Consider the following 17,550-nt stretch of genomic DNA (forward strand, 5'->3'; position numbering starts at 1 on the left):
AGGAGCCACCGTGAAGATTTTTTTTATTAAAGCATGTCACGATGTTTATTCCATTGTGGGATGGGAAGAAAAGAATTATGAAGAAATAATAAGGAGTGATTCATTACATGTCTAATCAAAGTCATCCAACAGGTCAACCCGCACAGCATCAAAACCAACAGCCAGGCGTAGAATCAGAAATGACACCAAAACCCCAATCAGAAAGCCCTACATATAAAGGAAGCGGAAAATTAAAAGGGAAATCAACGCTGATCACGGGTGGTGATAGTGGAATTGGAAAAGCCGCTGCCATTGCGTTTGCAAAAGAAGGCGCAAATGTCGCGGTCGTCTATCTCGAGGAATCTGGAGACGCAGAGGAAACAAAAAAACAGATTGAGCAAGAAGGCGTGAAATGCTTGTTGATTCGTGGTGATATCGGAGACGCATCGTTCTGTGAACAAACTGTCCGCGATGTGGTTGGATCGTTTGGCGGATTGGATGTTCTCGTGAACAATGCCGCAGAACAGCATCCACAGCAGAACTTTGAAGATATTACAGCGGAACAGCTTGAGAAAACATTCCGCACTAATATTTTCAGCATGTTTCATTTAACAAAAGCCGCTCTTCCTCATCTGAAACAAGGAAGTTCAATCATCAATACGGCTTCTATTACAGCGTATCAAGGTCATCCTGAGTTGATCGATTACGCGTCAACAAAAGGTGCCATCGTTTCGTTCACTCGTTCGTTGTCGAATAATCTTGTGAAGAAAGGAATCCGAGTGAACGGTATTGCGCCAGGTCCGATCTGGACGCCACTTATCCCTTCTACTTTCACAGCAGATAAAGTAGAACAGTTTGGTAAAGATACACCAATGGGCCGACCAGGTCAGCCAGAAGAACTCGCACCTGCTTATGTCTATCTAGCGAGTGAGGATTCTTCTTATGTATCTGGACAGATGATTCATATAAATGGCGGTAAGGTTGTAAATGGGTAAGGTATATAATTAAAAAATATGTAGCGTGCTGGCTCAAAGGTGAAATTTTTCACTTTTGAGCCAGTTTTCATTTGATGATAGTAATAATTTTATTAATACGTTCGTATGCTAACTTAATAAAAAAATGGAAATAAATGCTACAATTAATAGATTACATTCTAGCTTGAACTACTAAAAGTTATAAAGGATGGAGATCTTTTTGATAAGAAGAAAATGGGTTAAATCTGTCGTTCCGCTAATATTTGTTTTACTATTCGCATTTACGTTTATTCCCCATAAAGTCTTGAATATAAAAGCTGATGAAATTTCTAAAATAACTGTTTTTGATGGAAATACAGGTTATCAATCAGAAATCACTAATAAAGAAGATATATACCATATTATTAATAATTTGAACGAAATAACATTTCAAAAAAATAAACCTTCATTCGGTGCTATGGGCTATAGTTTTAGAATGACCATTTATGATGATAAAGGAAAATCGACTAAGAAATTTACAATAAATTCACATGATACGATAAAGTATAAAGGCTTCTTTTATTATTCTGAAGATAATTCCATCGACTATCATTTTATAGAGAAATTAGTTCACAAATAAATCGTTTTTATAGCTTCCTGCATTAAACATTAATTCGCAAATCACATGAAGCAGTATAAACCGGTTAATAAGATTAAAATAGTTAATAGCGTTTAAATAAGACCACCCTCCTTTATTAAACAACATTGTAATAATGTCAATTACCCAATAAATAGTTATATTGAACTATGAATCATCCATATTATTTTCTGTTACACTTAAAAATGAATGCTTAATAACTATTTAGCTAAATCTAAATTTACCGATATTCATAATAAAATTATGTCTATTTGTTGGGGTGTCATGTGCTTAAATTTAAGATGTACTACCATAGAATAATGCTCGCATACTTTACAATTCTTTATAAGGACGCTATTGATCATCAATTGAAGGCAAAACTGTTGGGTAAAATATATCATCACGAAGAGCGGTACAATTTTTATCTTTTGAATATTACAAAGTAACATCACATAAAAGAGGTCTCTTTTCCATTAGAAAAACTTCATTTAGTAGTAAGGCATACAAATTGAGCTCTTCGTACGGTCTTCCTTTCTTTTTTCCATAGAAAAAGCCCATACTAATGTATAGTATCGGCCGTCATCAAATTAATTGATTAACTGTAGGATGTAACTCTTTATATTGATACTTTTGAATCTTAGAGGTGCTCCAGCGTTTCTCCATGAGTGACAGCTTTTTTTTGACATAATCAAACGGAGCTCTCCCCTGAAATTCGTCACCTAAATAGATCTCACATTCGTTGTTTCCTTTATAAACGACCTTCAATACGTGGCCATTTAGATGGCAAACATACAAACCATTTCCTAATCGGATCACGGCTATTCTCCTTCCTTTTCGGAACGTTTCCAAGCCTCATATGCTAAAAATTCTCGAATGTCATCCTGTTGTATCCCCATTTCCTTTGCTTGTGATACGAGTTCTACCCATTCGGGGTCTAGTGTTTCAACTTGGCTATTCAATAATTTTTCCACGGGAACCTCCAGCGCTTGAGCTATTTTATGAATCATATGCGCAGATGGGTTTGTTTCATGATTTTCTATACTGCTTAAATAACTTTTTGAAACGCCTGCAGTAGAAGCCAGTTTTGATAGACTTAAATATTTTTTCAATCGATATTTTTTAATTTGTATTCCGATTTTTTTGTTCACAAATAACAACTTCCTTTGCTATAAAACCTCCTCTTTTTCTAGGACAGCTTTTACAATATAGCGATGCGTTGGATTTTTCATAGGATGACAGGTAATCAGTGTAAGGATATTTTCGTCCTTCCTGCTCTGCAATACGGAAAGATCCGTAGGCAGGACGAGCTGTTTTTCCATAACTTTGTATGTGAAAATTTTTTTTGTGGTTTCAACCTGAATCAAGTCACCAGACTCAACTTCAGGAAGCCGGTTAAATTGCTTTCCATACGTGTAGCTTCTGTGCGCTGCGATAGCTGCATTTCCATTCTCACCTATTGGAGATGTGCCGTTCATGTGCCCTGCTGCAACTTTTAAGTTTTTCTGTGATGCACCCTCCATTATTGGAAGGGTTAAGTCGATTTTGTTGATGGAAAGTTTTCCGATGATAGAGCTTTTCACTTTCTCAGCTTTCCCATCTTTATTAGGGGGCTTTTCTTCTGTGAAAACATCATCAAGCTGTTGTGAGCTTTGTTGAATGAGGGAATCAGACGAAGCTGATTCCCAGTCATCCAACAACTGTTCTTCTTGATAGGAGTAGTACACGCTTTTGGCTTTCGGATACAGCATGGTCGTGAGCCCTGCAACTATCAATACATATGCAAGCCACTTCATCACTTATCCCCTTCTAAACGGATTGGGTAAAATAGATTTCTTAATGAGTAATAACCCTAGACCAGCCACAGCCATGAACACCCCTGATAATAGGAAGAATAAAGGGTTCTCTTCACCTGTTTGCGGGAGTGCCCCTGTGTCTTTTGTTGGTGGGTTAGCTGGTCTCTCGGTTCCGTCTTGAGGAGGCGTGTTGTTAGTCGGCGGTTTGTTTCCATCATCTTTTCCTGGATTTTCACCTGGGTCTTCTCCGTCAGTTGGCGGGGCTGATCCCTCACCTTGGACTTGAATTTCATAAGATGTTTTTAAACCTTGAAACTCATTTCCCGCTTCACCCGGTAAACCAATTGAAAAAGTTAGAAGAGCTTCTGTTTTTGCAGGAATTGTTCTAAATGAGATCGTTAAGTCACTTAATTTCCCTTTATACAATTCTGTATTTTCTTGTTTCACCGTTACATTTAGTTCGTTAAATAGCTTCTCGCCTGACTTGACCGTTGTTTTGAGTGTGTATTTCATGATCGAACTTCCAATGTTTTTCACAGTCAATGTATGGTCTTGTATATACCCAGGACGCATATTATCCATATGAAATTCGGAAGGTGTCAGCTCAAGTCCATAACTATCATTGCTAAACGAATAAATTTTTTCTGGTTGAAAAGAGATAACTCCAATTATTAAAACCCAGATGATCCCAGCTATCATACGGTGAACTTTTTTCCTTTTAATCAAAGAACTACACCTCCACTCCCAAATAATTGTTCATGTTAAACAAAACTATCTTACTCATCTTTTGAAGTGACTTCTTTACTTTCAGTCGAAGGTGGTCCTACAGATTGAGTAGCGGGAGTGGACGGCTGGCTGTTTTCTGTATTCGTTGTTGCTGGGTTTTCAATAGGTGCCGTTGGTGCCTGCTCTGTTGATGGTGCAGGAGTATTCGTCTCTGGTTCAGTTTGTTCAGGTGCTGCAGGTTGTTCAGGCTGTGATGGTGCTGGCGTTGGTTCTTCTACCTTCACTTCTGGTTGCTGCTTATCTTCAGTTTTTTGATCTTCTTTCTTGTTTTCTTCAACTATTTTTTCTTTCGGTAGTTCGACTGGTTTAATCATTTTCGTTGAATCTAAAGGAATGACGATTTCTTCATCCACAAAACCCTGAAAACCAAATAGATGGTATGTGATTCCAGTTGATTTACATGAAGTAAGGTAATTGCTATCCTTTGTCGCACTAATTAATGATTGACCAGGCTTTAAGACATTTGATTTTGAATATTTACTTTTGCTATCACTTAACAAATCTAGCTTGATAGGGATATCGATTTTAGAGATGTTGGTGATCTTCACACTGCTTTGCACTTGACAGTTATCAAAATACTTAACATTCCCTAGTTGAATATCCAACAGATCGGCAGTCTTGGCGTTCGTGATTTTGCCATTGGCATAAGATTGTGTTGAAAACCAAGCAAACGTATCATACTTCGAAACCATAAAAAGTAAGCAATAGCTCATGATGATCATCGATAAAATCACGTGTCTTTTCTTCTTTCGTTTACTAATTTGTTCCAATAAGCACACCTCCTGCTTTAAAACCTTTCCATACACGGGCTAAAAGAATAAAAGGGCAGCCGACAAAATCGACTGCCCGCTTGATAAATCTTACTTATTCCGCCGTAGGTTGTGTACCAGCTTCTGGTCCAAATTCAGCACCATCTTCAGTTTGCTTCGCTTCCACTTTGAATTCTGCATCATAGTGTGCACCTTGATATTCATTGCCCGCACTATCAAGAAGTTTTACCATAAAGAAAATGTCAATTTTTTGACCTTCGTTAAGTTTCCAAAACTTTCCTTTGCCAAATTTAATCGTCTCTTCATTGCTTACTTTTTTTGCTTGTAAAGCATTCACTTGCTCTTCTGATAAATACGCTGCTTCCACTTCATAATTAACAGATTTTTTTGCCAAACCATTATCCATTACGATATTTGAGTTACCATTTTCAAAACCTTTTTGAGCAAATGCCTTAAAACGGACTTTTTCAGCTTCATCAATGTTTCCTGTATATTTCATCGCCAGATAGGCTACTTTATATTTTTTAATAGAGGCTTTATTTATGGAATGTGTATAGGTAGCTCTTAATACTTGATCCAGGTCCCCAGTATTTTCAATCGTTTTATAATCACTCAATAAAACTTGAGAAGGCGCAAATTTTTTGTGTGCAAATAGCTCCGTATCCATTCCGAGTGTTAATGAACCGTTATCGATTGTTCCATTAGCCGTCTTTACATCTGTAAACCATGAATAAGTTCCAAATCCTGCAGATACTACCATTGCACCAGCTAACGCTGTTCCTAATAACGCTTTCTTTGCTACTTTCATTTTTGTTGCCTCCCATTATTTTTAAATTTTATTTTTCTACTCATTCAAGCTATGTAAACCGCCCCTATCAACTTAATGAATAGCCCCACCTCCTAAAATAAATAAGATTATAGTCATACCGTTTTTTCTTTTCTAGATAGAAATCTCGTGATCAAGTCATAGATTTCTAAAAGTAAATAACCTAGTAAAGGTACTAATATGAGGAGCGTAATTCCCACTGGACTGCTTACAAACTTAGAGACATATCCAGCCTTTGGAATAGTGAATGCATGAGTTCCTACAACATCGTCTGATGCAACAATCTCTGAATCTATAACGTTATTGTTATCACCTTTTGTAACAAACCCTTGATTCGTTCGTTCGACTACTCGATGTGTGATTAATTTCCGTTCTCCTTCTTTAAATGTGATTACATCATTTACAGCAATTTCGGATGCTGGTTTATCTTTCACGAAAACCATGTCCCCAGCCGAAAAGGAAGGCTGCATACTGTTTGAAAGAACGGTAAAGGGTTTATAGCCGAAAAATGACGGGATCTCGTCTGGATTTTTGCTTCCTTGATAGGTGATGTATAACAGGGAACCTATGCTGATCAACATACAGAAGACAATTGCACTTGATACGATCTTCAAAATCCTTTTGTACATTCCAACACTCCCTTTTGTTCGATATAAAGCACTTTGTGATTTCAAATTTACACCAGCATTTATTCGTTGTCAACCTTTATAACGAACAAATTGTTCTTTATTTTGTCGACAAGTTTCTACAAAATCCATATAATTCGGATTCACACACCAATTATCCGATAAAAAAGAATACCAGGAGCTTTTAAAATGCAACGACACTTACATCGTTACGTTCTTTATACAGCACAAAACATATTTTCTACTAAATTGTTTATTTTGCCTTTACAAATGTTTACTATTTTCGTATTATTCTAATTATAGAACTTTTCGTTCTATATATTGAACTTACATAAGGAGATGATGTTCAGCTACTTTTTTTTGCTTTTGTACTTATAACAATGAAAAAACAGGAGGAGAAGAAATGGGAAAATGGAGTAAAAAGCTCGGCACTTCTTTAATGCTGACGGGGATTTCTATGAGTCTACTGGCACCATCTGCTTTTTCTACGAACAAAGCTCCGGTGGAAAAATCCTATTCAAAAACATCCGCTATCTTAGAATCTGCACCTATTGATATGCATTTAGTAGATCAAGACCGTTTAGCAAAAGCACTTAAGGAACAAGGTATTATTGCTAAAAATGCTTCTAAAACGGAAACTGAAAAAGCTGTAAAGAAGTATATTGAACTCAAAAGCAAAAAAGGATCAGCTGCAACAACAGAAACAAAAGATAAGCATGCAAAAGACATCTCCAAACAATCAAAAGAGTTCTTGAGCAAACAAAAAGAAAAACTTTCTAAGAAATTAAATAACTCGCAAACCCTAACGACTGGTAGCGGATTTATGAATGTAGATCCTGCAAAACCTGCAAAGTATAAAGGCGGCGTGCGCGAAGATAAGGTACTCGTGCTTTTAGCAGAGTTCTCGGATTTCAAACACAACAGCATTGAACAAGAAGAAGGCTACATGTACTCAGGTGACTTCAGTCGCGAACACTACGAAAAAATGTTATTCGGCGATGAAGACTTCGAGCTGTTCGATGGATCAAAAGTAAAAACGTTCAAACAATATTATGAAGAACAATCTGGGGGCAGCTACACGGTTGATGGCCATGTAACGAACTGGGTTACCGTACCAGGAACGGCAAAAGAGTATGGTGATGACGCGGCATCCGGACATGATAACCTAAATCCAAAAGGTCCTCGTGATTTTGTAAAAGATGCTCTAAATGCTGCAGTTGCAGACGGAGTAAACTTAGCAGATTTTGACGAACTAGATATTTATGATCTTGACGGCGATGGAAACATGAACGAGCCTGACGGATTGGTTGATCACCTTATGGTCATTCATGCTGGTGTTGGTCAGGAAGCTGGCGGTGGCTCATTAGGTGCAGATGCAATATGGTCTCACCGCTGGGTATTGAACGGCGTATTTGCAGTTCCAGGTACTCAAACGGATGTTCCTTACTGGGGCGGAAAAATGGCTGCTTACGATTACACGATCGAGCCTGAAGATGGTGCAGTCGGCGTTTTCGCACATGAATTCGGACATGATCTAGGTCTTCCAGATGAGTACGATACGCAGTACACGGGCGACGGTGAACCAGTTGCATCTTGGTCGATCATGAGTGGCGGAAGCTGGAATGGAAAAATTGCAGGAACTGAGCCAACGAGCTTCTCTCCTCAAAACAAGGAATACTTCCAAAAAGTGATGGGTGGAAACTGGGCAAAGATCACTGAAGTCGATTTAAAGGATATTACGGCGTCCGGCAAGTTGGTTAAAGTGGATCAATCAGTAACAAAATCGAAGAACCCAGGTATCGTGAAGGTAAATCTTCCACAAAAAGAAGTACCAAGCAAGATCCAACCGGAATTTGGTGAAAAGTACTACTACAGTACGAAAGGGGATAACCTTCATACTAGTATGGAATCTCCTCTATTTGATCTTACCGGTAAGACCTCAGCAACGTTCAACTTTAAAGCAAACTATGAAATTGAAAATGCTGGAGAGTACGATAAGTTATCTGTTTACGTTCAAGATGAAAGCGGAAAAATACTTAAGGAAATTGAAAGACTTGGATGGACTGCTTCAAATGCGGAAAAACCAAAGTACACAACTGAAGGTAAATGGGTTGATAAATCTTATGACCTAACTGAATTTGCAGGACAAAAAGTTAAGTTAGTATTTGATTATTCAACAGATGGCGGACTTGCACCAGAAGGTTTTGCTCTTGATAATGCTGAGTTGACAGCTGATGGTACAGTTCTATTCTCTGATAATGCAGAAGGCACAACACAATTCAAATTAAATAATTTCATCGTTTCAAATGGTATTTCATACGCAAACCACTATTACTATATTGAGTGGAGAAATACTGAAGGATCTGACATAGCGCTTCAATCAAGCCGTGGAGTTAAATACAACACAGGAATGGTTGTATGGTATGGTGATGACAGCTTCACTGACAACTGGACAGGAATTCACCCTGGTGAAGGATTTATCGGAGTAGTTGACTCACACCCTAAAGCAATAGTAGGAATGAAGGATGGAATGCCAACAGTTGAGGATTCTACTCGTTATCAAATTGCAGATGCAGCTTTCTCTTTTGATAAAACACCAGCTTGGTACCTCAACTCACCAAGCCGTGGAATCTTTGATTACAAATCTCAAAATGGAGTACCTGTATTCAACGATGCTGTAACGTACATCGATAACAAAGATTATAACGGCAGTTTAACAGATGGCATCATTAACGACGCTGGTAAGATTCTTCCTAAGTACGGTCTGAAGTTCACAATTCTAGGAGAAGCTTCTGATAACTCTGCTGGATTAATTAGAATCAGTAGATAATTGAAGTGAGAAAGACCTTCGTTCATAATGAGCGAGGGTCTTTTTGTGTGAAGAGATTATGAGAATGATAGAGTGGTAATTTGCTGATGTGTAGGAGTACAGTTGATTGCACAAAAATAAACTAGCTGTTGAGACGGCTGCTTTCATTCTGCAGTACAACGTCTAACAGCTAGCTAATGATCGTGAATACTCTTATCATGTCCTATCGTTAATCTTAAAACATCTCGTTTCATCCCTAAACTCTCTTAAAAGGGTTCGGAAGGATTGATTTTTTTATAAGCAATAAGGCGATACCAGCCATGGAGATGAATAGCCCTGACAGGATAATAAAGATTGGATTGTCTTCTCCTGTTTGCGGAAGTGAGCCTGTGTCTTTTGCAGGCGAGTTGTTGCTGTCATTGCTAGGTGGAGTGCTTCCGTTATCTTCATCAGGGTCTTCCGTATCTGGCGGTGGCGGTTCGTTCTTTCCTTCTGCATAAAGAACGAATTCAACCTCCGTATTTAATCCTTGAAACTCGTTGCCAGATATGTACGGAAATTCAACTGTTAAGGTGAGCGTCTCTTCTGAAAAAGCAGCTAAAGGACGTGGATCAAGTCCTTTGAAGTCTTTCAAATCCCCTTGAAAAACCAGACCTGATTTGTCTTCAATTTTCAGCTGAAATTGATTATAAAGTTCCTCCGAACCCGCCTTCATTCGGGATTGAATGTTATAAGAAAAGTCCTGATTGCCATTGTTCTGAATCGTTAACTCACGAGGCGCCCAATCACCCGGTTTGAAATTTTCAATATCAAAGAGCACCTTTTCGGGCAGCGTATCTATTTTGATTTCTGGTGTGCTGGAGTCAGCACCGGTGTTTCCGATCGGGGTAAAAACGACAATGGTTAGTAATACTAAACTATAAATTAGAATTAACTTTATTTTATTTGACTTAAACATCATAGTCATTACCTCTCAACCTTTAATATAGTAGGAGATAAAAAATACTTATCGGCTTTCCTCGAACAAGCAATCAATTAAAAAGGTGGGAAATATCCCACCTTCATATTTTTTAGCTTTAAGAAATTTATCTTGCAGTTCCATCACCCTGCATACCGTTGAACGTCCACTTAAGTTGTAAGCTATCGCCTTGAAAACGGTTTTGATCTTGACCATTGTCAACAAACTCATATTGTACATAAAGCTTATCACGAGTTCCTGCTGCAAGATTCCCTCCTCTTTCAGCAAAGAATTGACTCCAGAAATTACCTTCAATTACATCTGGTGACATACCTTTAAGCTGAAATAAAGTTGTTGACCAGATTGGAGTATCAAGCTTATCTCCATTAATCAAAAAGTTAACTCGGATATGCTTACCTAGGTCGTCATTGTTATTACCATTTGCATCAGTAATAGTATAATCTGTCATAAGATCAATTGTCGCAATGTCTAATGACCCTCCATTCACTAGATCAAAAGATCTTAGCATTGTATCACCTGGTTTAATATTAGCAACGTTGATTATAGTTGTCGGATCTACACTTAAATCTAATGTTCCTGCTGCAAATGTAGCACTTGCTTCTGCTGAATCACTAAAGTACGCATAAGTCCCCCCACCTACTAAAGACAAACCAAGTGCTGCAGAAGCTACCCCAAGACCTAATTTCTTCTTTAAACTCATATTAAACTTCCTCCCTTTCACCCTTTTTTGGGTATGTACAATTTTTATATTGAAGCCGTATCGATTAATATCTTTACGGCATTTCAATCTCATTAGTGGGAGTCGTAGTTGTCTTTTTTGTCACTTCTACTTCTTTAATGGCTTTCCATATCGTAACGGCAGAGTAAAGAAGTAATAGGACACCTGGTAAGATTAATAGTAAGGCAGAGCCCATTTTAGATTGAGCAGCGTTTAAGAGATAACCGATGTAAGGAATTGTGAAACCGTTATACTCTCCAACAACGTTTGCAGCTAACACTGGCGCTAGATCTGGCGCGTCATTATTATCACCTTTTGTAATGTATTGTGTGTTATCTCCAGTTCCTCTTACTTCCTGAACACGGTGAGTAATTAACTTTGTTTCAGATTCTTTGAAGGTAATAACATCGCCCTTTTGAAACCTTTTCAAGTCACCACCTGGTTTTATAGCGATAATAGATCCCGTTTGTATATCAGGTTCCATTGAGCCAGATAGAACTGTCTTTAGCTGAAAACCCATCACAGTAGGTTCTCCACCTGAAGCTTTAGATGAGATTACTACGAATGCAGTAGATATTAATGTGAGAAACAATATAGTGGTCACAATGTTACTAATCCATCTTTTCACAATAATCATTTTCATTTTGGATCATCCTTTTTTGTCTCATTTTGTTCAACAGGTTGAGAATTAGGATTTACTACACCTTGTGTAGTTGTTTTTTGCGCTTCTTGTGCATTTGAACTCGATTTGGTCGGATCTATAGGTTTTATATCTTCTTTTGTTTCATTTGTTTGAGTTGGTGGTACTTCCTCCGTTGTTTCTGGTGTTGAAGGTTGAGGCGGTTCCTCTTGTTTCTGTTCAGGTACCTTTTCAACTTCTTCTGCTTTTTTTGGAACTTCTTTTGGTTCTTCAATAATTTTTGTATTAAAGCAATTTACTGCTATTTCATCACTCCAAAGCTCCCCTTTTCCTGGGTGCCCTGGTCTCTGAAAAGCTTTAAACTTATAAATTCCGTTTATAGTAGGTGTTAAAGATAACACTAAGCTTTCACCACTTTTGAGAGCTTTTATTTCTCCGCTTGAAATCTTCAAACCGTCTTTCGGATTGCCTTTTTCAGCCCACCATACTTCATAGTTAACTGATCCTTGCATGTACTTATCTCCACCATTTTTAATAGTCACCTTAATCGGTACACATTGATCGTTATTAGTAATTTGCTTAGTGTTTGGTAAAAATAATAACGAGCTCTTATCCCATTTCTCTGGCCAGGTTCCTACTTGAATAATTCCGTTTACGCTTTCCGTTTCGTTAAAGTAAGCACCTGTGTTACCAGTTAGGTGCAGAGTAGAGAAAGTCAAAGAATAAAAAATGATTCCCAATTTGAGACTAAATATGTACAACCAATTTCTTTTTCTAAACTTGCGTAAGCGCGTAACTCTAATTTTGCACCCCTCCTTCGGATTAAGGATCAGGATTTTTTGTTCTTTTTAAAGAACGTTTATATCATTATTATAGAACGTTTTTACTAGTTTAAAAAACGGTAAACAGGTTCATTTTGTTCTTTTTAAAGTACGTTTGAACTATATTCCGCTGTTTATCTTTCTTTTTCATTGATTTTCAGTTTTTTTCCGGAATTATTTGTTCTATCAAAAGAACAATCTTATTAATAATGCTGTCAATTCGGTTATGTTTTTACTCGTGGATAAGGGGAGGAGAAATTGTATAAGTCTGCGATGCAACTAAATTGGATGAATGTTAATTAAAAAAAATCTGGTTTTTACTTAATAATTTCTTTACAGTAAATATTTTCCATAATATGATATAGGTAATTTGTATGGAGAAAAAAAAGGAGTGCGGCCATGTATATCATTCCAACTGGCAGTTCCATCAATAATGATTTTGATTTTAATAATCACCGTTATTTGATGGTGAAGGTAGATGTTGTTTGTTTGAAGAAAAAAGTGACCGTTGACTCTGGATATATTGATGATTTCAATGAAAAGCTAATAGTGGTGAATGGAAAGGCATTTATTCGAGATCAGTATTTGTTTGTTTCAAAATCTTAGAAATATTGATATGGGATAAATTTATAGTGAGTAAGAAAAAGACATTTGTATGGCATATGTCTTTTTCGAATTATAGAATCGGCAAGATTCAATAACACATCAAAAAAACCTCGTAATTTAACAACGAGGTTTTTTGGGTACTGCCCATCGAAACGAACTTTTTACGTTTTTCAGAGGCTTATATATTTTTTAAATTTACAGTATTAACGTGCAGTTCGTCTAAATTTAAACACAAACCCAATTACGAACGAAACAATTGTCATGATAAACAGTGCAGTTGTAATAGTTGTTACGCCAGAATTCATGTTAAGTGCATGGTAAACTTGTACGCAAATGCCAAATGGAATGGCGAAGAATAAGAACAACATACCGAAGATTGCATTCTTCGTATTGTACAATTCTGTTTTGTGCGCGAGATCTAACACTTTTAAGCTAAGAATCCAAAATGCACTTGTAATTGACCAGAATAGAAGTATGGAAGAAATAAATGAAGTTGAAGTCAGTCCCATAATTCGTTCATAGAACAAATTTATATTCCCCCATACCATCACCGTTTGATAGAGACCTAATGCGAAAAGCGCCGACAAAAATGCAAATGCAAACCCAAACCCAGATGTAATATGTTTCATCCCCAAATATACTCTCCTTCCCCAATTCCGATAAAACGAAACCTAATTTTCAAATTATTTTACTATATTTTTTAGAAAATTGGAACCCTTTAATGCGCTTTTTATCATTTTAATTGGAATAGTAAGGGAAAGGAGTAATGAATTAGTTTATTTGTTTTCTTTTCCACATCGTAAACTCAATGTAATCCATCAATTCTTCTAATTGATAATCGTCCATTTGAGCTAACGCTTTTTTTAAATTCATAAGGTCATTTTGAAGCTCACTATTTCCAACGCTATCTGCCTCAAATAATAATCTTTCTTGTTCGACATCCAACGCTCTTGCAATTTTATTAATGTATTCAAACGTAGGATTGTTTTGTAGATTTCGTTCTATATTACTCAGATATGATTTTGCGATTCCAGCTTTTTCGGCAAGCTCCGTTAAGGTTAATCCCTTTTCAACTCGTAGACTTCGTATTTTGGCCCCAATCATGTATAACCCCTCCAACCTGCTAATTTGTCTTCTCTACAAATCTTTTGTTATTTTACGAGCTGCTTAAATTCTTGCAATGTAGTGTTATATAAAATCTGAAACCGTGGAATCTCATACATATGATCCTTAGGACTTGCTGCTCTTTCCTCTGTTGTAAACGCCATTTTAAAACCCGCTTGCTTTATTATCTTAATACTTTCCGGAGAATACTCTCCATATGGATAGGCAAAGCCAAGGCGCTCTCCTCCTAACTGGAAGATGCTTGTATGAATATCGTTAACTACATCATCTTTAGACTTCGACAATAAGTACGAAGTTTTTACTCCATTCTTTTTCTCTCTTTTATGAAAGCTGTACGTATGACTTTGATACTCAAATACATCGCATCCCTTTCTTAATTCTTTTGCACCGAAATATTGCACATGTTCAGGTGTATACGGATGTACTTTATTAGATATTGCACCTGTAATGATAAAGTTCACAGCTTTGAAGTCGTATTTTTTTAGGATAGGATAAGCTTCTATAAAGTTATCTTTGTATCCATCATCGAACGTGATGACAACACTTTTCTCCGGAAGTGCTATATCCCTATTTAAAAAGCCATGCAATTCATTAAGTGATAAGGTGACGTATCCCTCATCTTTCAAATATGTCATCTGTTTATTGAAATCTGCTTTTGTAACGATCATGGGATTTACTTTTCCGTTAATATAATGTTTTTTAACTATATCTTTTTCATCGACAATTCGATGATACGTTAAAATCGGGATATCTTTTGCCGCTTTTTGCACAGCAAATGTTCTAACAACCCTTTTCGATCCATCTGTACAGCTTTCTAAAGCAATTCGCTGATTGCTAGGCAGAAGTCCTTCATGTTCTTTAGCGAGAATCTCATACTCATTGATCACAAATCCAAGCCCCCAACCTAGACCACTCAAAAGGACAAGAAAACCAGAGGCAACGGAAATTTTAGAAATGAGTTCCTTCATGCTCTCTTCACTCCTTTCCAGGAGATATTTCCAGATCGCTCTAACTTGTCCCATGATTGCGATTTATAAAAATAAGAAGTCGTGCCATACACAACAAAAGAAAGATTAATCATGCGGTAAATAAAGATTTCAAAAGGAAGGAATAGGATTATCCTTACAAGATCTACTTTCGAAAACTTTATTCCATGAAGATGCGTGACATAAATGGTTGTTAAACTCTGATACATGAAAAGCATAACTGCTCCTAGTCCAAGGAGAAGCAATAATAAAACGTTGCTCTGGTTATAGAGTATTAAGAAAGGAGTTATAACGAATGGAAACGCGTTTAAAGTTCCAATAATAAATTGGTCAACTAAGAAAAAGAGAGAGAATCGGATTGAAAATTTATGAAAATAACACGTTCGGTAATGGACGAGACAATCTATAAAGGCTTTCTGCCATCTAACTCGTTGTTTAAACATGTCTTTTAATGTGCTTGGACACTCTGTGTAACAAATAGCAGTTGGCACAAACGCTACTTTTTGCTTACTTTTCGTTTCTTTTATATATTTGTGCAGCTTCAGCGTGATGTCCATGTCTTCACCGATTGTTTTCCTAAACCCGTTTATACTAAAGAGTGTCTCTCTTCTAAATGCACCGAATGCCCCCGCAATGACAGTTATCGCACCGATGGAAGCTTGAGCTCTTTTATGAAGATAGAAGGCTGTTAAATATTGAAGAAATTGAAACTTTATAATTCCCTTCACTTTAAATGTCGGTTTTAAATTCTGGATATCTCCTGTAAACGCTTGTGCAATGAGTACATTACCGCCACATGCAATTACGTCTTTTTCTTGGAATTTCACATTCATTTCCTCTAGAGCGTGCTTTTGTAAATAACTATCTGCATCTAACGTGACAACAATTTCATTTCGGCTAAATCCAATACCAGCATTCAGAGCATCTGCTTTACCGCCATTTACTTTATCGATTACATATATATTCGGAAATTTTAATGACTGATACGTATTCTTTATATATTGATACTTCAACTCTTTGTCTATTTTCCTATCACATACTTTGAAAGCTAATAGCTTATTTAGATAGTGCAGCGTGTTATCTGTTGACCCGTCATTAACAATGATCAACTCAGCATCTTTGTACTTTGAATAAAGAAAACCTACCAAACAATGCCGGATCACCTTTTCCTCATTATAGGCAGGGACAATAACAGAAAATGTATAGTTCTTGGTAACTTCATTTAGCTTCTTTTTCTCATTTTTGAATAGTGGAATGAAGATATAAAGAGATTGAAAGATAACAAAAGCCATGAAGATTCCTAAAGCAAAATACGTAAACAGCATTATTGACCACTCCCCTCACTTTTTTGATAAACACGTACATAGTCAATTAACATGTCTTTAGGATACTGATCTGTTGGACTAGGTGGGCCTGGCCAATTACCACCAATTGCTGTATTTAAATAGATGAATAATGGAGTAGAAGGAGAAAACTCTGTTGTTTGGAATACTTCCTGATTGTCAATTAACCAAACAATTTTGTCTTTTTCCCAAATGAGGCTGTATAGGTGAAAGTCCTTTGAGAAATCTACATCTTTACTAATAAAATGCCTGAAGTCTCTCTTTCGCTTTCCATTGGAATCCTGCCAATGAACAACAAAATATAGATCGTTCGGCGAATCCCCCAAATTCTCCATCATATCAATCTCTGGCAGCCAGTTTCCGTTTATTGAATTTACTAACCAAAATGCCGGAAATACCCCTTTACCTTTTGGAAGTTTAGCTCTTATGTCGATCTTTCCGTAAGTGAATTCCAATTTATTCTCAGTAGTCAAAGCACCTGAAGTGTAGTCTCTTCCCTTAAACCGCTCTCTTTTACTTTGGATAATAAGATGCCCTTCCTGAACCTTTACATTTTCAGGTGTGTAGTATTGCCATTCACCATTTTTATCAGATGGCCAATCCTGAAGGTTCCAATCTTTTAAAGATGATTCATTCTGGAACTCATCACTCCACAATAATTGCCATTGATTAGTTTTTGTAGGTTGATTAATAGCCTTTGTTTTTAAGATTACGCCTGAAGTGATCTCATCCAGTGATTCCACTTGTTTGATTTCAGTAAGTTTTTTCTCTTCAACAGCATTAGTACTAGTCATTGGCATAAAGCAAACTAGAAACAAAAATAGAACACGAATTAGTGATCACTCCCTACGCATTAAAATTTTGTTCTTTTTAAAGAACAAAAAGATCAAAAAAATAGGTGTTGATAAAAATTGTTCTTTATATAAGTTTTTGTTCTTTATATAGAACTTATTTGTTTTCAATATAGCAGGAGTTGAAAACCTTGTCAATTCTTGTTTCTTTTGGGTATCTAATTATTTTTAATGAAAATAAGGAAAAATTAAGAGTGATATAGTTTTTTAGTTTGTGTTTTCGTTTAAGAACAGTTGTGATTCAATTTTAGTTGCTATCCCTATGTTTTAAAAACTTAAAGAGTTTAAAAATTAGAATAAAA

At 36.6% G+C, this 17,550-nt stretch carries 20 protein-coding genes; 4 read left to right on the top strand and 16 right to left on the bottom strand.

Going from position 1 to position 17,550, the window contains the following annotated elements; translation table 11 throughout:
• The first annotated feature begins 107 nt into the window (after positions 1 to 107).
• Positions 108 to 974, top strand: a complete 867-nt coding sequence (locus tag IHV11_RS13740) for an SDR family oxidoreductase (RefSeq protein WP_197195172.1) — start codon at positions 108 to 110, stop codon at positions 972 to 974.
• Positions 975 to 1,173: 199 nt separating this feature from the next.
• Positions 1,174 to 1,572: a hypothetical protein gene (locus tag IHV11_RS13745; protein ID WP_197195173.1), complete on the top strand. Its 399-nt coding sequence runs from the start codon at positions 1,174 to 1,176 to the stop codon at positions 1,570 to 1,572.
• A 579-nt stretch (positions 1,573 to 2,151) separates the two neighbouring features.
• Here the strand turns inward: IHV11_RS13745 and IHV11_RS13750 are convergent.
• The 7 genes from IHV11_RS13750 to IHV11_RS13780 all read right to left on the bottom strand — a co-directional run bounded on the left by IHV11_RS13750 (position 2,152) and on the right by IHV11_RS13780 (position 6,373).
• The gene (locus tag IHV11_RS13750) at positions 2,152 to 2,385 is read right to left on the bottom strand and encodes a hypothetical protein (protein WP_197195174.1); all 234 of its coding nucleotides are present in this window, start codon (positions 2,383 to 2,385) and stop codon (positions 2,152 to 2,154) included.
• Positions 2,386 to 2,387: 2 nt separating this feature from the next.
• Positions 2,388 to 2,717: a helix-turn-helix domain-containing protein gene (locus IHV11_RS13755; protein ID WP_197195175.1), complete on the bottom strand. Its 330-nt coding sequence runs from the start codon at positions 2,715 to 2,717 to the stop codon at positions 2,388 to 2,390.
• Positions 2,718 to 2,735: 18 nt separating this feature from the next.
• Positions 2,736 to 3,362, bottom strand: coding sequence for a class D sortase (locus IHV11_RS13760; protein WP_197195176.1), 627 nt, complete (start codon positions 3,360 to 3,362; stop codon positions 2,736 to 2,738).
• A gap of 3 nt (positions 3,363 to 3,365) precedes the next feature.
• A complete protein-coding gene (locus tag IHV11_RS13765; RefSeq protein WP_197195177.1) occupies positions 3,366 to 4,088 on the bottom strand; it encodes an LPXTG cell wall anchor domain-containing protein in 723 nt (240 codons plus the stop codon).
• A 50-nt stretch (positions 4,089 to 4,138) separates the two neighbouring features.
• On the bottom strand, positions 4,139 to 4,918 hold the full coding sequence (locus IHV11_RS13770; protein ID WP_197195178.1) for a hypothetical protein: 780 nt from the start codon (positions 4,916 to 4,918) through the stop codon (positions 4,139 to 4,141).
• 94 nt (positions 4,919 to 5,012) lie between these two features.
• Positions 5,013 to 5,726: a TasA family protein gene (locus IHV11_RS13775; RefSeq protein WP_197195179.1), complete on the bottom strand. Its 714-nt coding sequence runs from the start codon at positions 5,724 to 5,726 to the stop codon at positions 5,013 to 5,015.
• 113 nt (positions 5,727 to 5,839) lie between these two features.
• Complete coding sequence (locus IHV11_RS13780) at positions 5,840 to 6,373, bottom strand: signal peptidase I (protein ID WP_197195180.1); 534 nt, start codon at positions 6,371 to 6,373, stop codon at positions 5,840 to 5,842.
• 400 nt (positions 6,374 to 6,773) lie between these two features.
• On the opposite strand from IHV11_RS13780, the gene IHV11_RS13785 reads away from it, so the two are divergent.
• The gene (locus IHV11_RS13785) at positions 6,774 to 9,200 is read left to right on the top strand and encodes an immune inhibitor A domain-containing protein (protein WP_197195181.1); all 2,427 of its coding nucleotides are present in this window, start codon (positions 6,774 to 6,776) and stop codon (positions 9,198 to 9,200) included.
• A gap of 235 nt (positions 9,201 to 9,435) precedes the next feature.
• On the opposite strand, the gene IHV11_RS13790 is transcribed toward IHV11_RS13785, so the two are convergent.
• From IHV11_RS13790 to tapA, 4 genes are all read right to left on the bottom strand, one after another.
• Positions 9,436 to 10,140: an LPXTG cell wall anchor domain-containing protein gene (locus tag IHV11_RS13790; RefSeq protein WP_197195182.1), complete on the bottom strand. Its 705-nt coding sequence runs from the start codon at positions 10,138 to 10,140 to the stop codon at positions 9,436 to 9,438.
• A 124-nt stretch (positions 10,141 to 10,264) separates the two neighbouring features.
• Entirely contained in the window at positions 10,265 to 10,858 is a 594-nt protein-coding gene (locus tag IHV11_RS13795) for a CalY family protein (protein WP_197195183.1), read from the bottom strand.
• Positions 10,859 to 10,931: 73 nt separating this feature from the next.
• Positions 10,932 to 11,513 carry a signal peptidase I SipW gene (gene sipW / locus IHV11_RS13800; protein WP_197195463.1) on the bottom strand — a complete coding sequence of 194 codons (582 nt, stop codon included), beginning with the start codon at positions 11,511 to 11,513 and terminating at the stop codon, positions 10,932 to 10,934.
• Between the two features lie 2 nt (positions 11,514 to 11,515).
• The gene (gene tapA / locus IHV11_RS13805) at positions 11,516 to 12,352 is read right to left on the bottom strand and encodes an amyloid fiber anchoring/assembly protein TapA (protein WP_370568690.1); all 837 of its coding nucleotides are present in this window, start codon (positions 12,350 to 12,352) and stop codon (positions 11,516 to 11,518) included.
• Between the two features lie 384 nt (positions 12,353 to 12,736).
• Here tapA and IHV11_RS13810 point away from each other — a divergent pair, with 384 nt between their 5' ends.
• Positions 12,737 to 12,943, top strand: coding sequence for a hypothetical protein (locus tag IHV11_RS13810; protein ID WP_197195185.1), 207 nt, complete (start codon positions 12,737 to 12,739; stop codon positions 12,941 to 12,943).
• 203 nt (positions 12,944 to 13,146) lie between these two features.
• On the opposite strand, the gene IHV11_RS13815 is transcribed toward IHV11_RS13810, so the two are convergent.
• The 5 genes from IHV11_RS13815 to IHV11_RS13835 all read right to left on the bottom strand — a co-directional run bounded on the left by IHV11_RS13815 (position 13,147) and on the right by IHV11_RS13835 (position 17,191).
• On the bottom strand, positions 13,147 to 13,572 hold the full coding sequence (locus tag IHV11_RS13815; RefSeq protein ID WP_197195186.1) for a hypothetical protein: 426 nt from the start codon (positions 13,570 to 13,572) through the stop codon (positions 13,147 to 13,149).
• Between the two features lie 142 nt (positions 13,573 to 13,714).
• Positions 13,715 to 14,047 carry a helix-turn-helix domain-containing protein gene (locus tag IHV11_RS21395; RefSeq protein ID WP_197195187.1) on the bottom strand — a complete coding sequence of 111 codons (333 nt, stop codon included), beginning with the start codon at positions 14,045 to 14,047 and terminating at the stop codon, positions 13,715 to 13,717.
• Positions 14,048 to 14,094: 47 nt separating this feature from the next.
• On the bottom strand, positions 14,095 to 15,036 hold the full coding sequence (locus IHV11_RS13825; RefSeq protein ID WP_197195188.1) for a polysaccharide deacetylase family protein: 942 nt from the start codon (positions 15,034 to 15,036) through the stop codon (positions 14,095 to 14,097).
• Positions 15,033 to 16,379 carry a glycosyltransferase family 2 protein gene (locus IHV11_RS13830; protein ID WP_197195189.1) on the bottom strand — a complete coding sequence of 449 codons (1,347 nt, stop codon included), beginning with the start codon at positions 16,377 to 16,379 and terminating at the stop codon, positions 15,033 to 15,035. Before IHV11_RS13830 ends, IHV11_RS13825 begins: the two co-directional genes overlap by 4 nt.
• Positions 16,379 to 17,191: a glycoside hydrolase family 16 protein gene (locus tag IHV11_RS13835; protein WP_231620344.1), complete on the bottom strand. Its 813-nt coding sequence runs from the start codon at positions 17,189 to 17,191 to the stop codon at positions 16,379 to 16,381. Before IHV11_RS13835 ends, IHV11_RS13830 begins: the two co-directional genes overlap by 1 nt.
• Between the last annotated feature and the right edge of the window lie 359 nt (positions 17,192 to 17,550).

This window comes from Fictibacillus sp. 26RED30 (assembly GCF_015903845.1).
Lineage (GTDB): Bacteria > Bacillota > Bacilli > Bacillales > Fictibacillaceae > Fictibacillus > Fictibacillus phosphorivorans.

Coding starts and splice junctions, on each gene's coding strand:
- sipW (WP_197195463.1), bottom strand. CDS start 11,513: ATGATTATTGTGAAAAGATGGATTAGTAACATTGTGACCACTATATTG.
- IHV11_RS13835 (WP_231620344.1), bottom strand. CDS start 17,191: ATGACTAGTACTAATGCTGTTGAAGAGAAAAAACTTACTGAAATCAAA.
- IHV11_RS13760 (WP_197195176.1), bottom strand. CDS start 3,362: ATGAAGTGGCTTGCATATGTATTGATAGTTGCAGGGCTCACGACCATG.
- IHV11_RS13825 (WP_197195188.1), bottom strand. CDS start 15,036: ATGAAGGAACTCATTTCTAAAATTTCCGTTGCCTCTGGTTTTCTTGTC.
- IHV11_RS13830 (WP_197195189.1), bottom strand. CDS start 16,379: ATGCTGTTTACGTATTTTGCTTTAGGAATCTTCATGGCTTTTGTTATC.
- IHV11_RS13790 (WP_197195182.1), bottom strand. CDS start 10,140: ATGATGTTTAAGTCAAATAAAATAAAGTTAATTCTAATTTATAGTTTA.
- IHV11_RS13780 (WP_197195180.1), bottom strand. CDS start 6,373: ATGTACAAAAGGATTTTGAAGATCGTATCAAGTGCAATTGTCTTCTGT.
- IHV11_RS13815 (WP_197195186.1), bottom strand. CDS start 13,572: ATGAAACATATTACATCTGGGTTTGGGTTTGCATTTGCATTTTTGTCG.
- IHV11_RS13810 (WP_197195185.1), top strand. CDS start 12,737: ATGTATATCATTCCAACTGGCAGTTCCATCAATAATGATTTTGATTTT.
- IHV11_RS13795 (WP_197195183.1), bottom strand. CDS start 10,858: ATGAGTTTAAAGAAGAAATTAGGTCTTGGGGTAGCTTCTGCAGCACTT.
- IHV11_RS13740 (WP_197195172.1), top strand. CDS start 108: ATGTCTAATCAAAGTCATCCAACAGGTCAACCCGCACAGCATCAAAAC.
- IHV11_RS21395 (WP_197195187.1), bottom strand. CDS start 14,047: ATGATTGGGGCCAAAATACGAAGTCTACGAGTTGAAAAGGGATTAACC.
- IHV11_RS13775 (WP_197195179.1), bottom strand. CDS start 5,726: ATGAAAGTAGCAAAGAAAGCGTTATTAGGAACAGCGTTAGCTGGTGCA.
- IHV11_RS13785 (WP_197195181.1), top strand. CDS start 6,774: ATGGGAAAATGGAGTAAAAAGCTCGGCACTTCTTTAATGCTGACGGGG.